A 25,405-nucleotide genomic window follows, 5' to 3' on the forward strand; every position below is an offset into this window, starting at 1 on the left:
CCCACCTCAACGCGCGAACCCGGCTGTGGTCACGCGCCCGGATGCGTGAGGCAGCGGGTGAGCCGCGGGGTCTAGGGTGAGCCGCGTCGTACGCCGCACGCCCGCGCGCACCCGCACCGCAGCCCCGAGGAGAGCCCGACGATGCCCATCGCCACCCCTGAGGTCTACGCCGAGATGCTCGACCAGGCCAAGGCGCAGGCCTTCGCCTACCCCGCGATCAACGTGTCGTCGTCGCAGACCCTCAACGCCGCGCTCAAGGGCTTCGCCGACGCCGGCTCCGACGGCATCGTGCAGATCTCGACCGGCGGCGCGGAGTACCTCTCCGGCCCCTCGGTCAAGGACATGGTGGCCGGCTCGGTCGCCTTCGCGGCCTACGCCCACGAGGTGGCGAAGAACTACCCCGTCAACATCGCGCTGCACACCGACCACTGCCCTAAGGACAAGCTCGACGGCTTCGTCCGTCCGCTGCTGGCGGTCTCGCAGGAGCGCGTCGACCGCGGCGAGGCGCCGCTCTTCCAGTCGCACATGTGGGACGGCTCGGCCGTGCCGCTGGAGGAGAACCTGCAGATCGCCGAGGAGCTGCTCACCGCGTGCGCGGCCGCCAAGATCGTGCTGGAGGTCGAGATCGGCGTCGTCGGCGGCGAGGAGGACGGCGTCGCCCACGAGATAAACGAGAAGCTCTACACCACCCCCGACGACGCGCTCGCGACCGTGCGCGCCCTCGGCGTCGGCGAGAAGGGGCGCTACCTGACCGCGCTGACCTTCGGCAACGTGCACGGCGTCTACAAGCCCGGCAACGTCAAGCTGCGCCCCGAGATCCTGAAGGCCGCGCAGGAGGCCGTCGTCGCCGAGCTCGGCCTCGACGCCGGTGCCAAGCCCTTCGACCTGGTCTTCCACGGCGGGTCGGGCTCGACGGCCGAGGAGATCGGCGCGGCCGTCGACTACGGCGTGATCAAGATGAACGTCGACACCGACACGCAGTACGCCTTCACCCGCCCGGTCGCCGCGCACATGTTCGGCAACTACGACGGCGTGCTCAAGGTCGACGGCGAGGTCGGCAACAAGAAGGCCTACGACCCCCGCGCCTGGGGCAAGGCCGCCGAGGCCGGCATGGCCGCCCGCATCGTCGAGGCCTGCGAGCACCTCCGCTCCGCCGGCACCTCCCTCTCCGCCTCCTGACCCCGCCCCACCGGCCCGCCGCCCAGTCCCGGCTCCCGCCTCAGCCCCCGGCTCTTGTAACGCGCCGTTGGTGGCACCTCTACCCCCGTCGACGGAGGTAGGTGGTGCTGCTGACGGCGCGTTACATGTTCCCGGAGCGGAGTGGGCGGCGGTCGACGCGGTACGGCGCGAGGTCGCTGACGTCGCGTCCCCACCTCGCCTCGGTGGCGGCGAACTCCCGGGCGAGGCGGCGCAGGGCGGCCGGACGACCTGAGCCGCAGTCCTCCTGCGTGATGCGCGAGACCCCCAGCCCGAACCCGGCGATGAAGTCCTGTCGACGCTTCTCCTCCCAGAGCACCTCGTCGGGACCGCGGTGGTCGGGCCCGCCGGCGGCGTACTTCACGCGGCCGTCGACCTCGAACATGTGGCGCCCGACCCCGAAGTCGCAGAAGACCGTGCGGTGCCCGTCGGACAAGCCGACCTGCGTCTCGGGTCGCCCGATGCCGAGGTCGAGCACCAGTGCCCGACCGAGTGACTCCAACCAGCTCTCCGACCCGGCGTCGGCCAGGTCCACCACCCTGTCGACCACGGACTTGCCCGGCCAGTTCCGCATCGCTCGGGCCGCGAGCCGCAGGGCGGCGGGTGACGAGCCGAGCCGCAGGGCGGCGTCCGCCGCTGCGAGGCCGGGGCCGAAGCCGTGCTCGCGGGCCGTGTCGAGCGCGGTCCGCGGTCCGTCGAGGACGCTCAGTCCGTCGACGACGGTGACCTGGCCAGGGTGGTAGGGCGCCCCGTGGTGCTTGATGCCGGCCTTCAGGCGGGTCCCGCACACCCGGGCCCGGGTGCGGTGCACGAGCGCGGTGCGCCCGTCGGGCACGCCCAACCCGAGGACCAGCGCGGCCGAGTCGTGGCTGAAGACCCCGTCGGTCGCCAGGACGAGGGCCGCCGCCCGCACCCGCAGGAGCGGCGCCGCTCGCCAGGGATCGAGGGCCTCGTAGGACTCTCGGTCGGTGTAGACGCCTCGTCGGACCTTGAGCCAGGCGCCGGCCGCCACCAGTCGGCGTACGTCGCGGGGGTCGAGCCCGGCGCCGAGCGCCTGGGTCCAGGTGAGGAGGCCGTGCTGCCGCACGGCGGGCACGTAGGCGGTGAGGTCCACGGCCGCAGCGTCGCGGACGTCTCGGTGGTCGCGGGTCGGATCGGCCACGCCTGTGGATGTCCGCCCCGGCCCGGATGCCTGTGCGCGTTCTTCGGCCCGCCCGACGGAGCGCCTGTAACGCGCCGTTGGTAGCACCTCTACCCCCGTCGTCGGGGGTAGGTAGTGCTTCTGACGGCGCGTTACAAGGGGCCGGGGGGTTGGGTGAGGGGGGTTGGGGGGCGGGGGGTGAGGTCAGGCGGGGGTGTCGGCGTCGGCGAGGAGGGCGTCGTACGCCGTGGGGCTGGAGTCGCGGAGGAAGTCGCGGCAACGCTCCCACTCGGGGGTCTCGCCGATCGCGCGGGCGCTCAGGGCGAGGAGGGCGAGGGCGCGCAGGAAGCCGCGGTTGGGCTCGTGCTCCCACGGGACCGGGCCGTGGCCCTTCCAGCCGTTGCGGCGCAGGGCGTCGAGGCTGCGGTGGTAGCCGACCCGCGCGTAGGCGTAGACGGTGACGTCGTCGGCGCCGGCGTCGCGCGCCTGCTCGGCGAGGGTGGCCCAGGCGGTCGGCGAGGACGGGTGCGCGCGCACCACCGCGGCCGGGGCGGTGCCGGCGGCGAGGTCGGCGGCAGCGGGGTCCTCGGGCAGGTGGGTCGCGGGCGGCTGGGCCATCAGGTCGAGGTGTGCCATGCCCCGATCATCGCAGCCGCGCAGCACGGGGGCGCGGGTGGACGCCGCGCATCGACCCCGGGCTGCCGGGTACCGCCCTCAGAACAGGCCGTCGGCACCCCGGCGGCGGGGGAGGGAACCTCAGGAGGAGGTGGAGCGCGTGTACATCGGCATCGGCACCCTGATCGTCATCATCATCATCTTGATCCTGGTCTTCTGACCGCCGACGCGGGTGGGCGCTCGGGCGCCGACCCGCTGGCCCACGAACCAGACGGCCCCCCCGACCGGCTCAGCCCCCGAGCAGCGTGCGCACGCGCGGCGCGCCGAGCGCGAGGAAGAGCGTGGGCAGCCGCGGCCCGCGCTCGGCGTCGACGAGCAGCTGGTAGAGCAGCCGGAAGAACCGCTTCTGGTCGGCCTTGACCTCGTCGGTCGGGGCGTCGTCGAGACCCAGCCCGCGGCACAGCTTCGGCACGCCGTAGACGAGCGCGGTGGTCTCCTCGAGGTCGAGCTCGTCGGGCATGCGGTCGAGCAGCATGCGCAGCCAGAGCTCCTCGTCCTCGTCGAGGGCCGCGAGCCGTGCCGCGTCGGGCTCGCTGCGCACCGTCGTGCGCTCCTCGGCGGGCACGAAGTCCTGGGTCCAGGTCATCGCGCGGGTCAGCCTCGGCTCGAGGTCGTCGACCGAGTCGTGGTCGTGGCCGACGGAGGCCACGATCCGGCTGATCTGCTCGGCCGAGCCGGCGGTGACGTCGGCGACCGACGACAGCACGCGGAAGGGGACGACCACCGGCGGCGTGGGCAGCCGACCCGCGGTCGACGTCGAGGTGGCGCGCTCCCAGGCCAGCACCTGGGCGTCGCGCTTGGCGGGGTCGCCGGCCTTCTTCGTCAGCGCGTCCCACTCGTCGTAGAGCCGGACGACCTCGGGGCCGAAGTCGACCGTGAACGCCTGCTTGGGCTGGCGGCGGGCGTAGAGCCAGCGCAGGATCGGCGCCTCGAGCACCCGCAGCGCGTCGGCCGCGGTGGGCACACCGCCGCTCGACGACGACATCTTCTGCATGCCCGCGAAGCCGACGAAGGCGTAGGCGACGTAGCTGGGCGCGCGGAAGCCGAAGACCCGCTTCACCAGCTCCTTGCCGACGGTGTACGACGAGCCCGGCGTCGAGTGGTCGAGCCCACCCGGCTCGAAGTCGACGCCCTCGACCGACCAGCGCATGGGCCAGTCGACCTTCCACACCAGCTTGCCCTCGTGCTGCGTGGCGACGTTGGTGGTGCCGGTGAAGCCGCAGGAGGCGCAGGTGTAGTCGAGGTCGGTGGTCTCGTCGTCGTAGGCCGTGAGCTCGACGGTGTCGCGCCCGCACTGGCGGCAGTAGGGCTTGTAGGGGAAGCGTGCGAGCCCGGCGGCCCCGCCGGCCCCCGCCCCGTCCGCGACGGCGTCGAGGCCCTCGTCGTCGTCGGCGACCGAGTCGGCCAGCGCCGCGGCCTCCTGGGCGTCGTCGGTGACCGGCTCGGCCTTCTTGGTGCGGTGCTTCGCGAGCACCTCCTCGACGGTGTCGCGGTGGCGGATCGCGTGGAGCACCTGCTCGGTGTAGGCGCCGGCGCGGTAGCGCTCGGTCTGCGAGACCTCCTCCATCTCCACGCCGAGCTCGGCGAGCGCGTCGCGCAGCGGGGCCTTGAAGTGCTCGGCCCACGACGGGTGGCACTCCCAGGGGTCCGGCACGGCCGACAGCGGGCGGCCGATGTGCTCGCGCCACGACTCCGGCACGCCGGCCGGCACCTTGCGCAGCCGGTCGTAGTCGTCCCAGCTGTGCAGGTGGCGCACCGGCAGGCCGCGCCGGCGGATCTCCTCGGCGACGAGGTGGGGCGTGAGGAACTCGCGCAGGTTGCCGAGGTGGATCGGGCCCGACGGGCTCGCACCGGACGCGCAGGTGATGGGGCGGTCGGCGTCGCCGTGCTCGCGGGCGTGGCGCACCGCGTCGTCGGCGGCGCGCACGACCCAGTCGGTGAGTTCCTGCGGGCGTCGGTCCTGCGACGGCATGCGCGTGGGGCTCCTGCGGCTGGGGGACGGGGCGGTCGGCCACGCTACCGGGTGGGGCCGACGACGACCGCAGCGCGACCCGACCGCTCGACCCTGAGGGGCCCGACACGGGAGAGGGCGCCGGAACCGTCCCCTGCGGCGGTTCCGGCGCCCTGTGTGCACCAGCTCGACGTCCCACCCCCCGGTAGTCCGTCTCGCAGCACGTCGCATCCCCCGCGGTGCGGCTGGTGCGCTGGTGCGGCCACCATTCTGGGTGTGGCCGGTCCCGGCCAGGTGGTTCCTACAAGCCTCTGTCACGAAGTTGCCATATGATGCGGCATGCCGCCGCGCCCGCAACCCGTCTCCGCGCTCACCGCGCTGGGCTTCTCCGCCGCCATCGACCGGCTCTACCAGCGCCTGCAGGGCCAGAGCGGGCGGGAGCTGGTCTCGGTCGCCGCGAGCCTGGGGTCGACGCCCGAGGAGGTCGTCGAGGAGCTCGCGCCGCTCGTCGAGCACGGCATCGTGCGCTTCGAGGACGACCGCGTGCACGTGCTCGACCCGCTCGGCGCGGTGGCGGTCGTGCTGCAGCAGCACGCCGAGGCCACCGCCCGGGTGCGCCAGGGACTCGACCTGGTCGCGGGCGCGCTGCCCTTCGTCGCCGCCCTCGGCGCCAAGCCCGCGCCCGGCCAGGTGCACGGCGTCGAGCCGATCGACGGCGAGGTCAGCTCGGGCGGCCAGCCCGTGGCGCTGCTGACCGACCTCATCATGCGGGGCAAGGGCGAACTGATGTGGCTGCGCCCCGACGCCTGGCGGCTTCCGCGCGAGGACCTCATGGCCGAGGTGGTGCGGCAGGTGGTGCGCTCGGGGCGGCGCTCGCGGGCGATCTACCCCGCCCGTGCGCTCACCGAGGCCCCCCACACGCTGCGCCACCGCGCCGAGGCCGGCGAGGAGATCCGGGTCGTGCCCGAGCTGCCGTCGCGGATGTTCGTCATCGGGACGACCCACCTCATCCTCCCCGAGCCGCTCGGCATGTCCGACGAGCCGCGCACCCTCACCCGCCAGCGGGGGCTCGTCGAGCTCGGCACCTGGCTCTTCGAGACATTGTGGGAGCGCGCCGCGACGGTGCCCGAGCTCGACCGGGGCCAGGCGCGCCCGGACCTGCGCCGCTCGCTGCTGCAGCTGCTCGCCGCCGGGCAGCAGGACGAGCAGATCGCCCGCACGCTGGGCGTCAGCCTGCGCACGGTGCGCCGGCGGATCGCCGGGCTCATGAGCGACGTCGGGGCCGACACCCGGCTGCAGCTCGGGGTCGAGGCGGTGCGCCGCGGCTGGCTGTGACGCGGTCGGTGAGCGCGACGCGCGCCGCGACCACCCGGCGTACGCCGTGCTGGTGGGGGTGGGCGCGCGGGGTCAGCGACCGCGCCGCTCCCGCGGCAGCACCATCGAGAAGGCGTCGCGCTCGATGCGCCAGGTGCGGCGACGCTCGGGCCCGGAGAGCTCGCCGTCGGCGCTGCACCAGAAGTCCTCGCCCGACACGCTGACCTCGCGGCCGCTGAGGTGCAGCACGTCGTCGCGCTCGGTGTGGGAGCCGGTGCGCAGGCGGGCGACGTAGCCGAACTTGGCGAGGGGGCCGACCGAGCGGGAGACGACCACGTCGAGCCGGCCGTCCTCGGGGTCGGCGTCGGGGTTGAGCTCCGTGCCGCCGCCGACGCGCGAGCCGTTGCCGACGGCGACCATGAGCACGGGCCGGTCGAGGTCGTTGACGACGACGCCGTCGACCTCGACGCGCAGGCGCAGCTCGGGCGGCTGGGTCGCGGCGAGCAGGGCGCCGATGGGGTAGCCCAGGCGGCCGAGGTTGACCTTGCCGACGCCGACCGCGCCGAGGCGCTCCTTCCAGCGGTGGCCCCGCCGGCTGGCCTGCGCGCCGGCGCCGATGTGCACGTTGTTGACCACGATGCCGCCGAGCTCGTCGACGACCAGGTCGACCGTGCGCACCTCGCCGCCGAGCACGGTGCGGGCGGCGTCGGCGGGGTCGAGGGGGATGCCGGTGCCGCGTGCGAAGTCGTTGCCCGTGCCGAGCGGGATCAGGCCGAGGACGCGCTCGTCGAGCTCGCGGCGCCGGTGCAGGGCGGTGACCACCGCGTGCAGGCTGCCGTCGCCGCCGGCGACCAAGACGCGGCGCGAGCCCGCGCGGTGCAGCACGCCGTCGAGCTCACCGGGGTTGGAGGTCGCGGCGACCTCGACGGAGGTCTTCGCCCGCAGCACCTGCAGGGCCTGCTCGAGGTTGTCCTCGTCGGCCGTCCCGGCACCGCTGTTGGTGATGACGAGCAGCGGGTCCACGAGCGGACCCTAGCGCGGGCGCGCGTCGGCGCGGCGGTTGGTAGCGTGTGGCCGCAAGAGCCCCGACGCCTTGCCGCGCCGGGGCTGTGTCGTTCCCGAGGAGGAACCATGCCCGCGATCGTCGTGCTCGGCGCCCAGTGGGGCGACGAGGGCAAGGGCAAGGCCACCGATCAGCTGGCCACCACCGAGACCATCCACTACGTCGTGCGCACCAGCGGCGGCCACAACGCCGGCCACACGATCGTGGTCGACGGCGAGAAGTTCGCGACCCACCTGCTGCCCAGCGGCATCCTCACCCCGGGCGCGACCTCCGTCATCGCCAACGGCGTCGTGGTGAGCCCCGAGGCGCTCTTCCGCGAGCTCGACGCCCTGCTCGCGCGCGGCGTCGAGGTCGCCGACCTGGTCGTCAGCGCCAACGCCCACGTGATCGCCTCCTACCACTCGACGATCGACAAGGTCACCGAGCGCTTCCTGGGCAAGAACAAGATCGGCACGACCGGCCGCGGCATCGGACCGGCGTACGCCGACAAGGTCAACCGGGTGGGCGTGCGCGTCGCCGACCTCTTCGACGAGGGCATCCTGCGCGCCAAGGTGGAGGCCGCCCTCGACGTGCGCAACCACCTGCTCACCAAGGTCTACAACCGCCGCGCGATCGAGGTCGACGCCGCGGTCGAGGAGCTGCTCTCCTACGCCCCGCGCCTCGAGCCGATGGTGCGCGACACCTCGCTGCTGCTCAACCAGGCCCTCGACCGCGGCGAGACCGTGCTCTTCGAGGGCGCGCAGGCCACGATGCTCGACGTCGACCACGGCACCTACCCCTTCGTCACCTCCTCCAACCCGGTGGCCGGCGGGGTGTGCGTGGGCGCGGGCGTCGGCCCGACCCGCATCGACCGGGTCATCGGCGTCATCAAGGCCTACACCACCCGCGTCGGGTCCGGCCCCTTCCCGACCGAGCTGTTCGACGAGGACGGCGAGAAGCTCTGGAAGATCGGCGGCGAGGTCGGCGTCTCGACGGGTCGCGACCGCCGCTGCGGCTGGTACGACGCGGTCGTCGCCCGCTACGCGTCCCGGGTCAACGGGCTCACCGATCTCTTCCTCACCAAGCTCGACGTGCTGTCGAGCTGGGAGAAGGTGCCGGTCTGCGTGGCCTACGAGGTCGACGGCGTGCGCCACGACGAGATGCCGATGACCCAGACCGAGTTCCACCACGCGACGCCCGTCTACGAGCACCTCGACGGCTGGTGGGAGGACATCTCGGGCTGCCGCACCTTCGACGAGCTGCCGGTCAACGCCCAGCGCTACGTGCTCGCGCTCGAGGAGATGTCGGGCACCCGCATCTGGGGGGTCGGCGTCGGACCCGGCCGTGAGCAGACGCTGCTGGTGCACCCGGACTGACCGGGGTCGCCGCCGCCCGAGGTCCGCTCAGCGCGGCTGCACGACCGCACCGAAGAGCTCCGCGCCGGTCGCGACCAGGCCGTCGCGGTCGAGGTCGACCTCGCCGAGCAGCCAGGCGGCGACCAGCTCGGCCAGCCCCGCGACGTACACCAGGCCGCGCAGGCGCGCGCCCTCGGAGCCCGTCGGCAGGTCGTAGAGCCGGGCCGCCTCGTCCGCGACGAGCGTGGCGAAGGTGCCGAGCAGCTCGTGGCGCCGGGCGCGCAGGGCCGCGTTGGCCGCGCTCTCGACGACCACCACCCGGCCCTTGGCGGGGTCGTCGGCGACCAGGTCGACCACCGCGGCGAGCCCGGCGCGCACGCGGTCGGCGGCCCCCGCCCCGTCGGACGACGCGATCGCGTCGAGCGCCACCGCCGCGACCTCGTCGCTGACCGCGTCGAGGGCGGCCACCAACGCCTCGTCGCGGCCCCGGAAGGACTCGTAGAAGTAGCGCTCGGTCAGCCCCGCCCGCGCGCACACGGCCGTCATCGTCACCGCCGCCTCGCCCTGCTCGCCCAGCACCGCGACCGTGGCCGCGACCAGGCGGGCCCGCCGCTCCGCCGCGCGCTCCGCGGCCGACCGCCCGGCGTACTGCCGAGGGGCTGTGGGGGAGTCGGGCACGAGCCGATGGTCGCAGACGCGCGCCCGTTGACACCGGCGTGGCCCCGGTCACAGACTGCATCTGACAGAGTCGCCTGTCAGATCAGGAGCCGCCGTGCCCGTCCTGCCCCGCCTCGTCGCCGCCCTCCCGCCGACCGTGGTGGGTCGCGTGCCCTACGCCGGCCCCACGCTGGAGTACCTCGCCGACCCGCTCGGCATGATGCAGCGCCGCCACGACACGCACGGCCCCGTCAGCCACGCCCGCTTCCTCGGCAAGCCGTGGACGATCCTGGTGGGCCCCGACGCCTGCGACCACGCGCTGCGCAACCCCGACAAGGCCTTCGCCAGCGGCCCGGGCTGGGGCGAGCTGGTCGGCCCGTTCTTCGACCGTGGGCTGATGCTGCTCGACTTCGAGGAGCACCTCGGCCACCGCCGGCTCATGCAGCAGGCATTCACGCGCCAGCGCCTCGAGGGCTACGCCGGTGCGCTGGGGCCGGCGGTCTCCGCCGGGCTCGACGCGTGGCCGGTCGCGGCCGGCGCCCGCGGCTTCCCGGCCTACCCCGCGCTCAAGCAGCTCACGCTCGAGCTCGCGACGCAGGTGCTCCTCGGCGCCCCGCCGGTCGAGCAGCGCAGCGCCGCCGAGCGCGCCGAGCTCACCGCGGTCAACCGCGCCTTCGTCGACTGCGTCCAGGCCGCGACCGCCTTCGTGCGCGCGCCTGTGCCCGGCACCCGGTGGGGCAGGGCGCTGCGGGGCCGCCGCCTCCTCGAGCAGTACGCCGGGCGCCAGGTCGCCGCGCGCCGTGCGGCGGGCGTCGAGGGCGACGACACGCTGCTCGGCGCGCTGCTCGCCGCGCGCGACGACGACGGCGCCACCTTCGACGACCGCGCGGTCGTCGACCACCTCGTCTTCCTGCTCATGGCCGCGCACGACACCTCGACGCTCACCACCTCGACCGTCCTCGACCAGCTCGGGCGCCACCCGGGGTGGCAGGAGCGGCTGCGGGAGGAGGCCGCGCACCTGCCCGACCGGCCGTCGCTGGCCGAGGTCGAGGCGCTGCCCTCCTTCGACCTGGTCTTCCGCGAGGCGCTGCGCCTCGTGCCGCCCGTGCCGGTGCTCGCCCGCAAGACGGTGGAGGAGACCGAGGTGCTCGGCGAGCGGGTGCCCGCGGGCCGGCTCACCGCGGTGATGCTGCACCTGTCCCACCACGACCCCGCGCTGTGGGACGAGCCGCACCGCTTCGACCCCGAGCGCTTCGCCGAGGGCCGGCGCGAGGACAAGCGGCACCGCGCCCAGTGGGAGCCCTTCGGCGGCGGGGTGCACAAGTGCCTGGGCCTCCACTTCGCCGGTCTCGAGGTGAAGCTGCTGGTCCACCAGGCGCTGCGCCGGTGGCGCTGGACCACGCCGCGAGCGACCCCGACGCCGCTGAGCTACCTCTCGCTGCCCGTGCCGCTCGACGGCCTCCCGCTCGACCTGCAGCCGCTCGGTCGCGCCCGACCCGCCAGCCCGACCCGACCCGCCAGCCCGACGCAAGGAGTGCCCGCATGACCCGCTCGCCCCTCTCCCGCCTCGCCGCCCACGTGCCCGGCCGCCGCCCCGAGCGCGACCTCGCCGGCCTCGTCGTGCTGGTGACCGGCGGCGCCCGCGGCATCGGCGCCGCGACCGCCGCGCGGCTCTCGGCCGCCGGTGCCCGGGTCGCGATCGGCGACCGCGACGCCGACCTGGCGAGCGAGACGGCCTCGGAGCTCGACGCCGCCGCCCGGCGCGCCGGGCGAGGCGGGCAGGTCGTGGCGGCGCCGCTCGACGTCACCGACGAGGCCTCGTGGGCCGCGTTCACCGACGCGGTCGCCCACCTCGGACCGGTCGACGTGCTCGTCAACAACGCCGGTGTCATGCCGCTGGGCCCCGCGCTCGAGGAGGCCGACGCCGTCAGCCGCACCATCCTCGACGTCAACGTGCTCGGCGTCGTGCTCGGCACCAAGGCCGTCGGCCCGGCGATGGTCGCGCGCGGGCGCGGCCAGCTGGTCAACGTCGCCAGCGCCGTCGGCCGGATCGCGGCCCCGGGTGGTGCGACCTACTCGGCGTCGAAGTTCGCCGTCGTCGGCTACAGCGAGGCGCTGCGCGGTGAGCTGCGCCCCCACGGCGTCGACGTCTCGCTGGTGCTCCCCACGGTCGTGCTCACCGAGCTCTCGGCCGGGGTCGAGGCGGCCAAGGGCATCGAGCCGGTCACCGCCGACGACGTCGCCGAGGTCGTCGAGTCGACGATCCGGCGCCCGCAGCCCGAGCTGTGGGTGCCGCGCTGGACCCGCCACCTCACCCGCACGACGCAGGCGCTGCCGCGGCCGGTGCAGGACGCGATGGCCCGGGCCTTCGGCACCGACCACGTGCTCGCCGACGCCGACCCGGCGGCGCGCGCCGCCTACGAGGCCCGGGCCCGCGGCAGCAGGCCCGCTGCGGTGCCGGGCGAGGTGTCGGGCGGGGAGGCCAGCGAGGAGACCAGCGAGGAGGCGTCCGCGCGCGTCGGCTGAGTCGGTCCGGGCGCCGGGCGCGGATAGCATGGCCGCCCGTGAGCGACACCCTGCCGCCCGACGCCCCGACCGACCACCGCGCCGCGACCGACGCGACGGCGCGGCCCGAGGGCGGCGCGACCGTCCTCGTCGTCGGCCCCGGTGGCCGTGAGCACGCGCTCGCCCGGGCGCTGGCCCAGGACCCGCTCGTCGCCGCGGTCCACGTCGCCCCGGGCAACCCCGGCGCGGCCGAGGTGGCGACGCTTCACGCCGTCGACACCCTCGACGGCACGGCGGTCGCCGCGCTCGCCACCCGCCTGGGCGCCGACCTGGTCGTCGTCGGCCCGGAGGCCCCGCTCGTCGCGGGTGTCGCCGACGCCGTCACCGCGGCCGGGGTCCCGTGCTTCGGACCGTCCCGCGAGGCCGCGCGGCTCGAGGGCTCGAAGGCGTTCGCGAAGGAGGTGATGGCCGCCGCCGGCGTGCCCACCGCCGAGGCCCGGGTCTGCCGCACCCCCGACGAGGTCGCGGCCGCCCTCGACGCGTTCGGTGCGCCGTACGTCGTGAAGGACGACGGCCTCGCCGCCGGCAAGGGCGTCGTCGTCACCTCCGACCGGCAGGAGGCGCTGGACCACGCGGCGGGCTGCGAGCAGGTCGTCGTCGAGGACTACCTCGACGGGCCCGAGGTCTCCCTCTTCGCCGTCACCGACGGCACCACCGTCGTGCCGCTGCAGCCCGCCCAGGACTTCAAGCGCATCGGCGACGGCGACACCGGGCCCAACACCGGGGGCATGGGCGCCTACACGCCGCTGCCCTGGGCGCCGGCCGGGCTGGTCGAGGAGGTCCACCGCGACGTCCTGCAGCCGACCGTCGACGAGATGGCGCGGCGCGGCACCCCCTTCCGCGGCCTGCTGTACGCCGGGCTGGCGCTCACCTCGCGCGGCACCCGCGTCGTGGAGTTCAACGCCCGCTTCGGCGACCCCGAGACCCAGGCGCTGATGGCGCTGCTCGACTCCTCGCCCTACGTGCTGCTGCACGCGGCGGCGACCGGGCGGCTGCACGAGGTGCCGGCGCCGGTGTGGAAGCCGGGTGCGGCCGTCGCGGTGGTCATGGCCTCCGCGGGCTACCCCGCCTCCTCGTCCAGCGGCGACGTGGTCGTCGGCACCGAGACGCTCGCCGCCGACCCGGCCGTGCACGTCGTGCATGCCGGCACCGCCCGCGACGCCGAGGGCCGCCTGGTCACCGCCGGCGGTCGCGTGCTCGCCGTCACCGCGGTCGGCTCCGACCTCGCCGACGCGCGCGCGAAGGCCTACGAGGGCGTGCACCACGTCGCCTTCCCCGGGGCGCAGTGGCGCACCGACATCGCCCAGGCGGCCGCGCAGGCCGCTGGCCCGTCCGCTGCCCCGACCGCCGACCTGACCGCCGCCCCGACCGCCGACCCGACCGCCGACCCGACCGCCGCCCAGGAGGCGACCCAGCCGTGAGCCACCCCAACGTCCTCGCCACCCGCTACGCCGGGGCCGACCTCGCCGCGCTGTGGTCGCCCGAGCACAAGGTGGTGCTCGAGCGCCAGCTGTGGGTGGCGGTGCTCAAGGCGCAGCGCGACCTCGGGATCGACGTGCCCGACGGCGTGGTCGAGGCCTACGAGGCGGTCGTCGACCAGGTCGACCTCGACTCGATCGCGGCGCGCGAGCGGGTCACCCGCCACGACGTCAAGGCGCGCATCGAGGAGTTCTGCGCCCTCGCCGGGCACGAGCACGTGCACAAGGGCATGACCTCGCGCGACCTGACGGAGAACGTCGAGCAGCTGCAGGTGCGCCGCTCGCTCGAGGTGCTGCGCGACCGGGCCGTGGCCGCCGCGGTGCGCCTCGGCCGGCTCGCCGCCGAGCACGAGACGACCGTGATGGCCGGGCGCTCGCACAACGTGGCCGCCCAGGCGACGACGCTCGGCAAGCGCTTCGCCACCGTCGCCGACGAGCTGCTGGTCGCGGTCCAGCGCGTCGAGGAGCTGCTCGCGCGCTACCCGCTGCGCGGGATCAAGGGCCCGGTCGGCACCGCCCAGGACATGCTCGACCTGCTCGACGGCGACGCCTCGCGGCTCGGCGAGCTCGAGCACCGCGTCGCCGCGCACCTGGGCTTCGAGCAGACCCTCACGAGCGTCGGCCAGGTCTACCCGCGCAGCCTCGACTTCGAGGTCGTCTCCGCGCTGGTCCAGCTCGTCGCCGCGCCCTCCAACCTCGCCACCACGATCCGGCTGATGGCCGGCATCGAGCTGGTCACCGAGGGCTTCGCCGAGGGCCAGGTCGGCAGCTCGGCGATGCCGCACAAGATGAACACCCGCTCCTGCGAGCGGGTCAACGGCCTCGCCGTCGTGCTGCGCGGCCACCTCTCCATGGTGGGCGAGCTGGCCGGCGACCAGTGGAACGAGGGCGACGTCTCCTGCTCGGTGGTGCGCCGCGTCGCCCTGCCCGACGCGTTCTTCGCCGCCGACGGGCTCTTCCAGACCTTCCTCACCGTGCTCGACGAGTTCGGGGCCTTCCCGGCGGTGATCCAGCGCGAGCTCGACCGCTACCTGCCCTTCCTCACCACCACGAAGGTGCTCATGGCCGCGGTGCGCAACGGGGTCGGCCGCGAGACCGCGCACGAGGCGATCAAGGAGCACGCGGTCGGGGTCGCGCTCGAGATGCGCCAGGGCCGCAGCGACAACGACCTCTTCGACCGCCTCGCCGCCGACGAGCGGCTGGGGCTCACCCGCGAGCAGATCGCCACGCTGGTGGCCGAGCCGATCGAGTTCACCGGCGCGGCGGTCGAGCAGGTGCGCTCGGTCGTCGCGCGGGTCGAGGCGCTCGCGGTGCGCCACCCGGACGCCGCGGCGTACTCGCCCGGCGCGATCCTCTAGCCCGCGCTCAGTCGTCGCGGCGCCACGAGCGCACCGCGGAGACCTGGGCGAGGGTGAGCACGGCGAGCGCGGCCGCGAGCGCGCCCTGGAAGGCGCGCACCGGGTCGTCGGTGGTCGAGAGCACGACCTGGTAGGTCGTCATCAGCAGGGCCGCGCCCATGGCGGAGCCGATGCGCTGACCGGTCTGCAGGGCAGCCCCGGCGGCCCCGCCCATGCGCGGCGGCACGTCGGCGAGGGTGAGGGTGAAGTTGGGGCTGATCACGCCGCCGGCGCCCAGCCCGGCGAGCAGCAGGGTCGGCACCACCACCCACCACAGCGCGGCGCCGTCGGCGAGCGGCAGCAGCAGCGCCAGCAGCGCGACACCGCTCATCATCACCGCGAGCGACTGCACCGTCAGGCGACGCCCGACGGAGGACACGAGGCGACCGGCCGGGCGGGCGGTGAGGGCGGCGCCGAGCGCGAACGGCGTCGAGAGCAACCCGGCCTCGAGCGCGGAGTAGCCGAGCTCCTCCTGCGAGACCACCGAGAGCACCAGGAAGATGCCGGTGAAGCCGGTGAAGTAGAGGCTGCCGACCGCGATGCCGTCGGCGTAGCCCGGCGTGCGCCGCAGCAGCCCCACGTCGAGCAGCGGCGCGCGGCCCGCTGCGGACACGCGGCGCTCCCAGCGCGCGAAGGCGACGAGCAGCGCCGGCGCGAGCGGCACGAGCGCGAGCGGCCACAGGGCCCCGCCCTCGAGCATCACGAGGGGGTAGAGCACGGCCAGGACCCCGCCGCCCAGCAGCAGGGCGCCGCGCAGGTCGAGGTCGACGGGCGTACGCCGCCCCGCGTGGTCGCCGTCGGCCTGCGGGTCGGCGCCGTCCTCGGGTGGGCGACCCGGCACGAGGCGCAGGACGCCGACGAGGGCGAGCAGCCCGATCGGCACGTTCACGAGGAAGAGCCAGCGCCAGCCCTGCTCCTCGCCGAGCAGTGCGATGATCGCGCCGCCCAGGATGGGCCCGGCGGCCGACGAGACCGAGACAGTGAGGCCGAAGAGGCCGAAGGCCCGGCCGCGCTCGGGGCCGCGGAAGAGGTCCTGGATGATCCCGGAGTTCTGCGGCGTGAGGAGACCGGCGCTGGCGCCCTGCAGCAGCCGAGCCGCGATCGCGAGCTCGATGCTGGGGGCCAGGCCGACGGCGGCCGACGACACGACGAAGCCGACCAGGCCGATCGCCATCAGCCGCCGACGGCCGAGTGCGTCGCCGAGCCGACCGCCCGTGACGAGGGTGAGCCCGAAGGCGAGGGCGTAGCCCGACACCAGCCACTGCACCGCCCCGGCGGTGGTCTCGAGGCCGGCGCGGATCGAGGGGATCGCGACGTTGACGATCGTGACGTCGAGCAGGCTCATGAAGCCGACGACGAGCGAGACCCCCAGGATCCGCCAGCGCCGCGGGTCGGGGGCGTCGTCGGTGCCGGCGTCGCCGCCCGCCGGTGCGGACCGCTCCGCCGTCTCCTCGCTCACCCGTCGAGCATGCGTGGCCACCCCAAGTGCCGAGGGGTCGCGCGTTGGGGTGGCGTCGAGGGGTCGCGCGTTGGGGTGGTGTCGAGGGGTCGCGCGTTGGGGTGGTGTCGAGGGGTCGCGCGTTGGGGTGGTGTCGAGGGGTCGCGCGTTGGGGTGGTGTCGAGGGGTCATGCGCTGGCCAGCGGACGACCCCTCGGCGTGTGCCCAGCGCTTGACCCCTCGGCGTGTGCCCAGCGCTTGACCCCTCGGCGTGAGCCCAGTCGATGACCCCTCGGCGTCAGTCCGAGGCGGAGGCGGGGGTGACGTCGAGGACGACGTCGAACTCCAGCAGGTCGGCGCCGGAGGCGACCGGCTTCGCCCGCTCACCCGCGTGGGCCGCCTGGGCGCCCCCGTCGCGCCAGGCCGCGAAGGACTCCTCGTCCTCCCACTGGGTCACGACGAAGTAGCGCTCCTCGCCCGCGGTGGGCCGCAGCAGCTGGAAACCAAGGAACCCCGGGGTGTGCTCGATCGTGCCCGCGCGCGCCGCGAAGCGCTTCTCCAGCTCGGGGCCGGCCTGCGGCGGGACGCTGATGGCGTTGATCTTCACAATGGCCATGCCACGAGCCTACGAGCGTGCCCGCCGCCGTCACACGGTCGCCAGCGAGACCGCGAAGTCGCCGGGCTCGTCGGTCCACAGCTCGACCAGGCGCAGCCCGGCGTCCTCGAGCTCGGCGCGCACCCGCTCGGGGCGGAACTTCGCGGAGATCTCCGTCCTCACCTCCTCGCCCCGCTCGAAGTGCACCGTGAGGTCGAGCGCCCGGACGTGCGCGACCTGGTCGCGGGTGGAGCGCAGCCGCATCTCGATCCACTCCTCGTCGGCGTCCCACACCGCCACGTGCTCGAAGGCGTCGGGGTCGAGGTCGGCGTCGAGCGCGGCGTCGACCACGCGCAGGACGTTGCGGTTGAAGTCGGCGGTCACACCGGCGGCGTCGTCGTACGCCGCGACGAGGCGCTCGGGGTCCTTCACCAGGTCGGTGCCGAGCAGCAGGTGGTCGCCGGAGCGCATCGTCTCGGCGACCGCGGCGAGGAACCGGGCGCGGTGGGCCGGCGCGAAGTTGCCGATCGTGCCGCCCAGGAAGACCACGAGTCGCGGCCCCTCGGTCGGCAGCAGGTGCAGGTGCCGGTCGAAGTCGGCCACCACCCCGTGCACCTCCAGCCCCGGGTAGGCCTCGACCAGCCCCGGCAGCGCGCCCTCCACCGCGTCGACGCTGACGTCGACCGGCACGTAGCGCTCGAGGGTGCCGGCGTCGCGCAGCGCCCGCAGCAGCAGGTGGGTCTTCTCCGACGAGCCCGACCCGAGCTCGACCAGCGTGCGCGCGCCGGTCAGCCGCGCGACCTCGCCGGCCCGCGCCTCGAGCACCGCACGCTCGGCGCGGGTCGGGTAGTACTCCGGCAGCCGGGTGATCTCCTCGAAGAGCTCGCTGCCCCGGCCGTCGTAGAAGTACTTCGGCGGCAGCTCCTTCGGCGTCGCGGTCAGCCCGCGGCGCACGTCGTCGCGCAGCGCGGCCGCCAGGTCGGCGGGCGTGAGGTGGCGGTCCACGCGCGGGGTGGTGCGCGGGGTGGTGCGCGGGGTGGTGCGCGGGGTGGTGGTCGTGCTCTCGGTGCTCACGGCTGGCTCCTGGCTCGGTGGGTACGTCGGGTGGTGCGGGAGGACGTGCGCCCGCGGGAGGTCACAGCGGCGCGGTCTCGGGCTCGGCGCCGGGTCGCACCACGAAGACCGTGCGGTCGGGCAGCTCGCGCCACCCGCTCTCGTCGAGGTCGTCGTCGGGGCCGGTGTCGGGCCCGTGCGGCTCGCTGGCGACGACGACGCCGCCGGCCTCGCGGCGCCACCACAGCGGCTCCCCGCAGACCACGCCGGCCACCGACTCGCCGTCGGCGGCCAGGGTCGTCAGCCGCCCGCCGCCGTGCGCGAGGAGGTCCGTCGTCGCCGAGGCCAGACCCTCGCCGAGCGACGCGCCGCCCTGCCAGCGCGCCACCGCGAGCCCGAAGAGCAGCGCGGAGTCGACGCCGGTGCGCGCGTCGGGCACGTCGGCGGCGTGCTCCCGCAGCGCCTTGCGCGCCCCCGACCAGTCCTCGAGGCGGCCGTTGTGGCTCAGCAGCCACCGGCCCTCGGTGAAGGGCGCCGCGGCGGACTCGTCGGCCGAGGTGCCGACGGTCGCCGAGCGCACGGCGGCGACCACGCACGACGAGGCCACCGTCGGCGCGAGCGAGGCGAAGGAGGCGTCGGTCCAGATCGGCTGGGCACGGCGGTAGCGGACGGGCGCGGGCCGTGCGGCGGCGTACCACCCGACGCCGAACCCGTCGACGTTGACGGTGCCGTGGCGCTGGCGCCGTGGCGCCCACGACTGCGTCAGCAGGCCGTGCTCGGGCGCGAGCACGAGGTCGTCGAGCGCGCGTGGCGGGCCGAGCCAGGCCAGGTGTCGGCACACCTCAGGCGTCCCGGGCGGAGCGGAAGCCGGCGAAGACCTGCCGCCGGATCGGGTGGTCCCAGTTGCGGAAGGTGGTGCGGCAGGCCTGCGGGTCGGTGGCCCAGCATCCGCCGCGCAGCACGCGGTAGCCGTCGTCGAAGAACACCTCGCTGTACTCCGCGTAGGGGAACGCGCGGAAGCCGGGGTAGCCGGTGAACTCCGTCGACGTCCACTCCCACACGTCGCCGAGCAGCTGCAGCACGCCGTAGGCCGAGGCGCCCGCCGGCCACGACCCCGCCTCGGTCGGGCGGTAGCGCACCTGCCCGAGGTTGGCGTGCTCCTCGCCGGGTGGCTCGTCACCCCAGGGGAAGCGGCGCTTGGCCTGCGCGTCGGGGTCCCACGAGGCGGCCTTCTCCCACTCGGCCTCGGTCGGCAGCCGCCGTCCGGCCCACCGGCACCACGCCTCGGCCTCGTGGAAGCAGACGTGCTGCACGGGCTCGGCGTCGGGCAGCTCCTCGACGCGGCCGAAGCGGCGCCGCAGCCACTGCCCGGCCTCGCGGAACCAGAAGGCGGGCGCCCGCTTGCCGCTCTCGCAGCGCCAGCGCCAGCCGGCCTCGCTCCACAGCCGCTCGTCGTCGTAGCCCCCGGCCTCGACGAACGCACGGTAGGCGGCGTTGCTCACCGGCACCGTGTCGATGGCGTACGCCGGGAGCTCGACGACGTGGGCGGGTCGCTCGTTGTCGAGGGCCCAGGGGTCGTCGGAGGTGCCCATCGTGAAGGGTCCGGCGGGCACGACCACCTCGGCCGAGCGCAGCAGCGCCGCGGGCGCCGGCAGCCGGTCGGTCGCGGGCAGGACGGGCGTGCCCCGGCGCAGCTGGTGGGTGGCCAGCATCGTCTCGTCGTGCTGGTGCTCGTGCTGCAGCACCATGCCGTGCACGAAGCCGTGCCGCAGCAGCGGCGGCACCGCCGGGTCGTCGGGCTCGGCCTCGAGCGGCAGGTCGTCGAGCGCGTCGAGCACCTTGCGGCGCACCAGCGCGAGGTAGTCGCCGGCCTCGTCGGGTCGCAGCAGCGGCAGCTGCGGCCGGGTGGCGCGGGGGTGCTCGAAGGCGTCGTAGAGGTCGTCGATCTCGGGCCGCACCGCCTCGACGCCGGCCGCCTCGCGCAGCAGCCACAGCTCCTCGTAGTTGCCGACGTGGGCGAGGTCCCACACGAGCGGCGACATCAGCCGGGAGTGCTGGGCGAGGAGCTCGGCCTCGTCGAGCACGTCGGTGGTGAGCCCGCGGCTGCGCCCACGCACCCGCTCGAGCTCGTCGGCCAGGTGCTGGCGCAGCGCGTCCGGGGCGAGGGTGCGCGGGTCGGTCCCGGGGCGGGGGCGCTCGGGGGTCGTGGTCACTCAGGGCTCCAGGGGGTCGTCGGCCGGGCAGCGGCCGAGGGCGGTCCAGCGGTCGCGGAAGGCGCGCACCAGGTCGGCGAGCGCGTCGTGCTCGCCGAGCCGGGCGAGGGCCGGGACGGCGGCGTCGAGGCAGGCCAGGGCCGCGACCTGCAGCCCCGGAGCGCCCAGCCCGTCGCGGGCCGCGGCCGCCCAGTCGGCGGCACCGGTGCACGCCTCGGCGGCCGCCTCGCCGGCCCGCTCGTCGTCGAGGAGCGCCGAGAGCACCGCGACCGGCACCGGCCACCAGCCGTCGGGCTGGGCGTCGAGGTAGCGCACCTCGAACCACCCCCGCGGGCGCACCGGCGGGAAGAGGGTGGAGGCGTGCGTGGCGAGCTCGGCGGTCGTGGTGGGAGCCTGCTCGTCGAGCCGTCCCCGCAGCGTCAGACCGGCCGGCGCCGACCAGTCGTCGCCGGCCCGCTCGGAGAGCATCAGCGGCGCGTCCAGGACGTAGTCGGCCCACTCCCGGACGGGGTCGCCCGCCGCGCCGGTGGTGACCGGCGACGTACGCCGGGGGTCGAGGCCCTGCCACACCCGCTGGCGCCCGGAGACCCACCCGGTGGAGTGCCCGGCGTGGCGCGGCGAGTTGGCGAACGCCGCCACGAGCGCTGGGCCGACGGTGTGCAGCAGGTGCCAGCGCCGCGCGGCGTCGGGAGCGTCACGACCCACGTCGAGGTTGACCTGGGTGGAGGCGGTGCCGGTCATCATGACCGGGCCGAGCTCGGCGGTCGCGCCGCCGACGGCGGCGAAGTAGCCGGCCATCGCGTCGTAGCGGGGGTGCTGCAGCTGGCGGTGCGGCGCCCGCCACGGGTCGAGGCCCGTCGGCAGCAGCCGCAGCCCGGCGTCGGTGACGGCGCGGTGCAGGTGGGCGGCGTCCTCGGCGAGCGCGTGCCAGCAGGCGGACGGGCCGAGGTGGGCCAGGGAGCTGAGTTCGACCTGACCGCCGGGCTCGAAGGTGACCCGGCTGCCGCGAGGAGGCGGGCCGGCGGCCTCGCACACAGCGCGGAGGTGGGGGAGGGGGACGGGGAGGGTGGGGTCGTCGCGGCGCGCGACCAGCCACTCGAGCTCGGCGCCGACGAGGCGGGGTGGGCCGGTCTTGAAGCAGACCCGCGCCGACCAGCCGTGCACCGCGGCCGCGTCGAGACCGGCGGCGGGGACGTCGTCCCGCGCCGGGCGGAGGACCGAGCTCGCGCCTGGAGGCATGGCGGCGAGTGTGGCACGCCACACCGACGCAGCCCACCCCCCGGGGTGAACGTCCGGCGAACGCCGACGCGGTGGGATCCTGCGGTCATGAGCGAGGTCCCCACCGCCGGCACCACCGTCGGCACCACCGCCGGCACCACCGCCGACGCCACCTCCGGCCCCGGCGCGACCACCGGACCGGTGACGGTCTCGATCACCCGCCACGTCGAGCCCGGCCACCACGACGAGATGCTCGCGTGGATCCGTGCGGGTGGCGCCCTGGCCGTGCGCTTCCCGGGCTTCCTCGGCACCGGCTGGGTGCGCCCCGGTCGCGACAGCGACGAGTGGCACATGCTCTACCGCTTCGCCGACGCCGACTCGTTGGCCGCGTGGGAGGCCTCCTCGCAGCGGCAGTGGTGGCTCGGCGCCGCCCAGGGCATCGTGGGGGAGTCGCGCATCGAGCGCCGCACCGGCATCGAGGGGTGGTTCGACGAGCCGTCCACCTACGACGTCGCCGACCTCCGGCCGATGCCGGCGACCCCGCCGCGGTGGAAGCAGGCGTGCGTCATCTTCCTCGTCTTCTTCCCGCTCAGCCTGCTCGTGAACGCCGCCGCGGGGCAGTGGCTGGCCGCGGTGTGGCTGCCGCTGCGCGTGCTGCTCAGCGTCCTCGTCATGACCCCGGTGATGACCTACGCCGCGCTGCCGTGGATCACCCGCCGGATGGAGTGGTGGCTGCAGGGCCGCCCGGCGCCCTGGCGGCGCGGCGCCACCGGGGCACGCGCGACCTGAGAGGTGAGCGGTGGCGGGGCCCCGAGGTGACCCTTGCCACCGTCGGCGGCCCGCCCTACTGTGCCCGGCACGTGTCGTGGGCCTCCGGAGATCCCGGGTCGGGCCCGTTCTCGAGGAGGTACACGTGCGCCTTGCACCCCTGCCCGCATCCCTGACCCGCTGGGCCCTCCCGGCCCTCGCCGGGGTCACCGCCCTCGGCGTGGTGGCCGGCGGCTCCAGCGCCGTCGCCGGCCCCGCCGCCGACCGCTCCGGGTCCACCAGCCCTGCCGCCGGCGCCCCCGGCTTCGACCTGTCCGAGAAGCTCCGCGGCAAGGTCGGCCCCGAGGCGATCGGGGAGCACCTCGACGCCTTCGCCGCCGTCGCCGCCGCCCACGACGGCAACCGCGCCTCCGGCACCCCGGGCTACGACGCCTCGGTGGACTACGTCGTCGACACCCTCACCGCCGCGGGCTACACCCCCGAGGTGCAGGCCTTCGACTTCCCGTTCTACGTCGAGAACTCCCCGGCGAGCTTCGCCCAGGTCAGCCCGACGGCCACGACCTACACCTCGCCCGAGGACTTCTCGACCATGACCTACTCCGGCTCGGGCGACGTGACGGCGGCGGTGGTCCCGGTCGACACCACCTTCACGCCCGGCGGTGCCAACACCAGCGGCTGCGAGGCCGCCGACTTCGCCGGCTTCCCGGCCGGCTCGGTCGCGCTCGTGCAGCGCGGCAGCTGCCCCTTCGGCCAGAAGGCCGCCAACGCGGAGGACGCCGGAGCGGCGGGCGTGGTCATCTTCAACAGCGGTGCGGCCGGCGCGATCGACTCGTTCGCGGGCACGCTGGGCGCTCCCGACTCCACGATCCCGGTCGTCGGCACGTCCTTCGCCGTCGGCCAGGACCTCGGCGACCCGGCCGGCACCACCGTGCGCCTGGTCACCGACACCACCTCCGAGATCCGCGAGACCTACAACGTGACCGCCCAGACCCGCGGCGGCGACGCCTCCGAGGTCGTCATGGCGGGCGCCCACCTCGACTCCGTGGTGGAGGGCGCCGGCATCAACGACAACGGCTCCGGCTCCGCAGCGCTGCTCGAGACCGCCGTCCAGCTCGCGAAGTACGACAAGAAGGGCAACGGCAACGGGGCCGGCGGCTCGCGGCTGACCAACGCCGTGCGCTTCGCCTGGTGGGGCGCCGAGGAGCTCGGCCTGCTCGGCAGCGAGCACTACGTCGCCGAGCTGAGCCCGGAGCAGGTCGAGGAGATCGCGCTCTACCTCAACTTCGACATGGTCGGCTCGCCCAACTACGTCCGCTTCGTCTACGACGGCGACAACTCGACGGGCACCGGTGCGGTCGGCCCCGACGGCTCGGCCGACATCGAGCGCACCTTCGTCGAGTACTTCTCCTCCCAGGGCCTGGCCTCCGACCCGAGCCCCTTCAACGGCCGCTCCGACTACGGCCCGTTCATCGCCGAAGGCGTCGGCATCCCGGCCGGTGGCCTCTTCACCGGTGCCGAGGGCGTGAAGACCCCGGAGCAGGCGGCCGTCTACGGCGGCGAGGCCGGCGTGGCCTACGACCCCTGCTACCACCAGGAGTGCGACGACCGCGACAACGTCGACCCGCAGGCACTCGACGAGATGTCCGACGCGCTGGCCCACGCCGTCGCGACGTACGCCGTGAGCACGGCCTCGCTGTCCGGCGACGAGGTCGCCGCGAGCGGTGCCCGTGACGCCCGGGGCGCCAAGGCCGCCCGCCTGGCCGCGAAGCGGCCCGACGAGCACGGCCACGTCGACCACGGTGCCGCCGGCAACGCGCCCGACCACGCGCACGACCACGCGCACGACGGCGCCCGCCGCTGACGCTGCACACCCACCGACGGCCCCGGCCCGCCCTGCGCGGGCCGGGGCCGTCGGCCGTCCGGGAGACCGCGGGCCGCGCTGGCTAGGCTCCCCGCCATGGCCGCCGCACCCCTGCTCCCGCCCGCGCCCGCGATCGCCGGCGCCGAGCACCTGCACTCCGGCAAGGTCCGCGACCTCTACCGGCTCACGGACGGGCCGCACGCCGGCGCGCTGCTGATGGTCGCGAGCGACCGGATCTCGGCCTACGACTTCGTGCTGGCCTCGACCATCCCCGACAAGGGCGCGATCCTGACGCGGATGTCGCTGTGGTGGTTCGACCGGCTGTCGGAGGTCGTCCCGCACCACGTGCTGTCGACCGAGGTGCCGGCCGAGGTCGCGGGCCGCGCCGTGGTGGTCGAGGCGCTCGACATGTTCCCCGTCGAGTGCGTGGCGCGCGGCTACCTCACCGGGTCCGGGCTCGCCGACTACCGCGCCACGGGCGAGGTGTGCGGCATCGCGCTGCCCGCCGGCCTCGAGGACGGGTCGCGGCTGCCCGAGCCGGTCTTCACCCCGGCGACGAAGGCGGCCGTCGGCGACCACGACGAGAACGTCTCCTACGCCGCCGTCGAGGCCACCGTCGGCGCCGAGGACGCCCGGGTGCTGCGCGACCTCACGCTCGGCATCTACGCCCGCGCGGAGGAGGTCGCCCGCGAGCGCGGCATCCTGCTCGCGGACACGAAGCTGGAGTTCGGGCGCCGCCGGGCCGGCGAGGGTGAGCGGGGCCCGGTCGTGCTGGCCGACGAGGTCCTCACCCCCGACTCCTCCCGCTTCTGGCCGGCCGACGACTGGGCACCGGGTCGCGCGCAGGCGTCCTACGACAAGCAGGTCGTGCGCGACTGGCTCACCTCGCCGGAGTCCGGCTGGGACCGCGCCTCGGGCGAGGAGCCCCCGCCGCTGCCCGACCACGTCGTCGAGCTGACCCGCGCGCGCTACGTCGAGGCCTACGAGCGCCTCACCGGGCAGCGGTGGTGAGCGTGGGCTCCCGCGCCGGCACCGTCGTCTTCACGGTGCGCGCCGAGGGGCCGTCGCCCGTCGCCCGCTCCTACGCCTACCTCGCCGACCCGCGCACCCGCCCGGAGTGGCAGTCGAGCCTGCGCCGCATCGAGGACCTGCGCGGCGACGGCGAGGTCGGCACGACCTGGACCGACGTGACGACCGCGGGCGTGCGCCCGCGCATGGAGATCACCGAGGTCGAGACCGACCGGGTCTGGACCGAGGTCGGTCGCTGGCGCGCGGTGCGCGCCGAGCTGCGGATGGTCTTCACGCCCACCGCGGCCGGCGGCACCGCGGTCGTCGCCGACGTGCGGCTCGAGCTGCCCGGCCCGCTCGCACCCGTCGCGTGGGGGCTGCGCCTCGTCGCGCCGTACGCCGTGCGGGCCGACCTGCGCGGAGCCCTCCGCAAGGCGTGACCGCGGTCACCCGCCAGGACCGTGACCCGGCTCACGACC

At 75.3% G+C, this 25,405-nt stretch carries 22 protein-coding genes; 11 read left to right on the forward strand and 11 right to left on the reverse strand.

The genetic code is table 11. The features are described 5' to 3' along the window. Positions 1–141: 141 nt before the first annotated feature. Positions 142–1,179: a class II fructose-bisphosphate aldolase gene (gene fbaA, locus BJ989_RS04335; RefSeq protein ID WP_179517148.1), complete on the forward strand. Its 1,038-nt coding sequence runs from the start codon at positions 142–144 to the stop codon at positions 1,177–1,179. A 121-nt stretch (positions 1,180–1,300) separates the two neighbouring features. On the opposite strand, the gene BJ989_RS04340 is transcribed toward fbaA, so the two are convergent. The 3 genes from BJ989_RS04340 to lysS form a co-directional block, all read right to left on the reverse strand. Further along, positions 1,301–2,311, reverse strand: coding sequence for a type IV toxin-antitoxin system AbiEi family antitoxin domain-containing protein (locus tag BJ989_RS04340; protein ID WP_179517149.1), 1,011 nt, complete (start codon positions 2,309–2,311; stop codon positions 1,301–1,303). Positions 2,312–2,542: 231 nt separating this feature from the next. Beyond that, a complete protein-coding gene (locus tag BJ989_RS04345; protein ID WP_179517150.1) occupies positions 2,543–2,974 on the reverse strand; it encodes a DUF3151 domain-containing protein in 432 nt (143 codons plus the stop codon). Between the two features lie 268 nt (positions 2,975–3,242). Beyond that, positions 3,243–4,985, reverse strand: a complete 1,743-nt coding sequence (gene lysS / locus BJ989_RS04350; RefSeq protein ID WP_179517151.1) for a lysine--tRNA ligase — start codon at positions 4,983–4,985, stop codon at positions 3,243–3,245. 318 nt (positions 4,986–5,303) lie between these two features. On the opposite strand from lysS, the gene BJ989_RS04355 reads away from it, so the two are divergent. Next, on the forward strand, positions 5,304–6,299 hold the full coding sequence (locus tag BJ989_RS04355) for a helix-turn-helix domain-containing protein (protein WP_179517152.1): 996 nt from the start codon (positions 5,304–5,306) through the stop codon (positions 6,297–6,299). Positions 6,300–6,371: 72 nt separating this feature from the next. Here BJ989_RS04355 and BJ989_RS04360 read toward each other — a convergent pair whose 3' ends face one another. Next, positions 6,372–7,301, reverse strand: coding sequence for a diacylglycerol kinase family protein (locus BJ989_RS04360; RefSeq protein ID WP_179517153.1), 930 nt, complete (start codon positions 7,299–7,301; stop codon positions 6,372–6,374). A gap of 108 nt (positions 7,302–7,409) precedes the next feature. On the opposite strand from BJ989_RS04360, the gene BJ989_RS04365 reads away from it, so the two are divergent. Next, complete coding sequence (locus tag BJ989_RS04365) at positions 7,410–8,696, forward strand: adenylosuccinate synthase (RefSeq protein WP_179517154.1); 1,287 nt, start codon at positions 7,410–7,412, stop codon at positions 8,694–8,696. Between the two features lie 27 nt (positions 8,697–8,723). Here the strand turns inward: BJ989_RS04365 and BJ989_RS04370 are convergent, their stop codons facing one another. Beyond that, a complete protein-coding gene (locus BJ989_RS04370; protein ID WP_179517155.1) occupies positions 8,724–9,353 on the reverse strand; it encodes a TetR family transcriptional regulator in 630 nt (209 codons plus the stop codon). 94 nt (positions 9,354–9,447) lie between these two features. Between BJ989_RS04370 and BJ989_RS04375 the strand changes: the two genes are divergently transcribed. From BJ989_RS04375 to purB, 4 genes are all read left to right on the forward strand, one after another. Then, the gene (locus BJ989_RS04375; protein ID WP_343049087.1) at positions 9,448–10,878 is read left to right on the forward strand and encodes a cytochrome P450; all 1,431 of its coding nucleotides are present in this window, start codon (positions 9,448–9,450) and stop codon (positions 10,876–10,878) included. Continuing rightward, positions 10,875–11,858, forward strand: coding sequence for an SDR family oxidoreductase (locus BJ989_RS04380; protein WP_179517156.1), 984 nt, complete (start codon positions 10,875–10,877; stop codon positions 11,856–11,858). Before BJ989_RS04375 ends, BJ989_RS04380 begins: the two co-directional genes overlap by 4 nt. Before the next feature lie 170 nt (positions 11,859–12,028). Continuing rightward, positions 12,029–13,318: a phosphoribosylamine--glycine ligase gene (gene purD / locus BJ989_RS04385; protein ID WP_246283685.1), complete on the forward strand. Its 1,290-nt coding sequence runs from the start codon at positions 12,029–12,031 to the stop codon at positions 13,316–13,318. Next, complete coding sequence (purB, locus tag BJ989_RS04390; RefSeq protein WP_179517157.1) at positions 13,315–14,733, forward strand: adenylosuccinate lyase; 1,419 nt, start codon at positions 13,315–13,317, stop codon at positions 14,731–14,733. The genes purD and purB overlap by 4 nt, the downstream gene beginning before the upstream one ends. Before the next feature lie 7 nt (positions 14,734–14,740). Here the strand turns inward: purB and BJ989_RS04395 are convergent, their stop codons facing one another. The 6 genes from BJ989_RS04395 to egtA form a co-directional block, all read right to left on the reverse strand. Beyond that, entirely contained in the window at positions 14,741–16,231 is a 1,491-nt protein-coding gene (locus BJ989_RS04395) for an MFS transporter (RefSeq protein ID WP_343049090.1), read from the reverse strand. Positions 16,232–16,508: 277 nt separating this feature from the next. Then, positions 16,509–16,826 carry an antibiotic biosynthesis monooxygenase family protein gene (locus tag BJ989_RS04400; RefSeq protein WP_179517158.1) on the reverse strand — a complete coding sequence of 106 codons (318 nt, stop codon included), beginning with the start codon at positions 16,824–16,826 and terminating at the stop codon, positions 16,509–16,511. A 30-nt stretch (positions 16,827–16,856) separates the two neighbouring features. Continuing rightward, on the reverse strand, positions 16,857–17,879 hold the full coding sequence (egtD, locus tag BJ989_RS04405) for an L-histidine N(alpha)-methyltransferase (RefSeq protein ID WP_343049091.1): 1,023 nt from the start codon (positions 17,877–17,879) through the stop codon (positions 16,857–16,859). A gap of 61 nt (positions 17,880–17,940) precedes the next feature. Next, the gene (gene egtC, locus BJ989_RS04410; protein ID WP_179517159.1) at positions 17,941–18,699 is read right to left on the reverse strand and encodes an ergothioneine biosynthesis protein EgtC; all 759 of its coding nucleotides are present in this window, start codon (positions 18,697–18,699) and stop codon (positions 17,941–17,943) included. Position 18,700: 1 nt separating this feature from the next. After that, positions 18,701–20,071 (reverse strand): ergothioneine biosynthesis protein EgtB, encoded by a 1,371-nt coding sequence (egtB, locus tag BJ989_RS04415; protein WP_179517160.1) that lies wholly within the window; start codon positions 20,069–20,071, stop codon positions 18,701–18,703. Then, the gene (egtA, locus tag BJ989_RS04420) at positions 20,072–21,310 is read right to left on the reverse strand and encodes an ergothioneine biosynthesis glutamate--cysteine ligase EgtA (protein ID WP_179517161.1); all 1,239 of its coding nucleotides are present in this window, start codon (positions 21,308–21,310) and stop codon (positions 20,072–20,074) included. An 87-nt stretch (positions 21,311–21,397) separates the two neighbouring features. Here egtA and BJ989_RS04425 point away from each other — a divergent pair, with 87 nt between their 5' ends. From BJ989_RS04425 to BJ989_RS04440, 4 genes are all read left to right on the forward strand, one after another. Further along, positions 21,398–22,078: an antibiotic biosynthesis monooxygenase gene (locus tag BJ989_RS04425; protein ID WP_179517162.1), complete on the forward strand. Its 681-nt coding sequence runs from the start codon at positions 21,398–21,400 to the stop codon at positions 22,076–22,078. Positions 22,079–22,202: 124 nt separating this feature from the next. After that, positions 22,203–23,918 carry a M28 family metallopeptidase gene (locus tag BJ989_RS04430; protein ID WP_343049092.1) on the forward strand — a complete coding sequence of 572 codons (1,716 nt, stop codon included), beginning with the start codon at positions 22,203–22,205 and terminating at the stop codon, positions 23,916–23,918. Positions 23,919–24,014: 96 nt separating this feature from the next. Next, a complete protein-coding gene (locus BJ989_RS04435; protein ID WP_179517163.1) occupies positions 24,015–24,929 on the forward strand; it encodes a phosphoribosylaminoimidazolesuccinocarboxamide synthase in 915 nt (304 codons plus the stop codon). After that, positions 24,926–25,366, forward strand: coding sequence for an SRPBCC family protein (locus BJ989_RS04440; protein WP_179517164.1), 441 nt, complete (start codon positions 24,926–24,928; stop codon positions 25,364–25,366). The genes BJ989_RS04435 and BJ989_RS04440 overlap by 4 nt, the downstream gene beginning before the upstream one ends. Positions 25,367–25,405: the final 39 nt, after the last annotated feature.

Origin of the sequence: Nocardioides perillae (assembly GCF_013409425.1) — a bacterium.
In the GTDB taxonomy this organism is placed as follows: Bacteria; Actinomycetota; Actinomycetes; order Propionibacteriales; family Nocardioidaceae; genus Nocardioides; species Nocardioides perillae.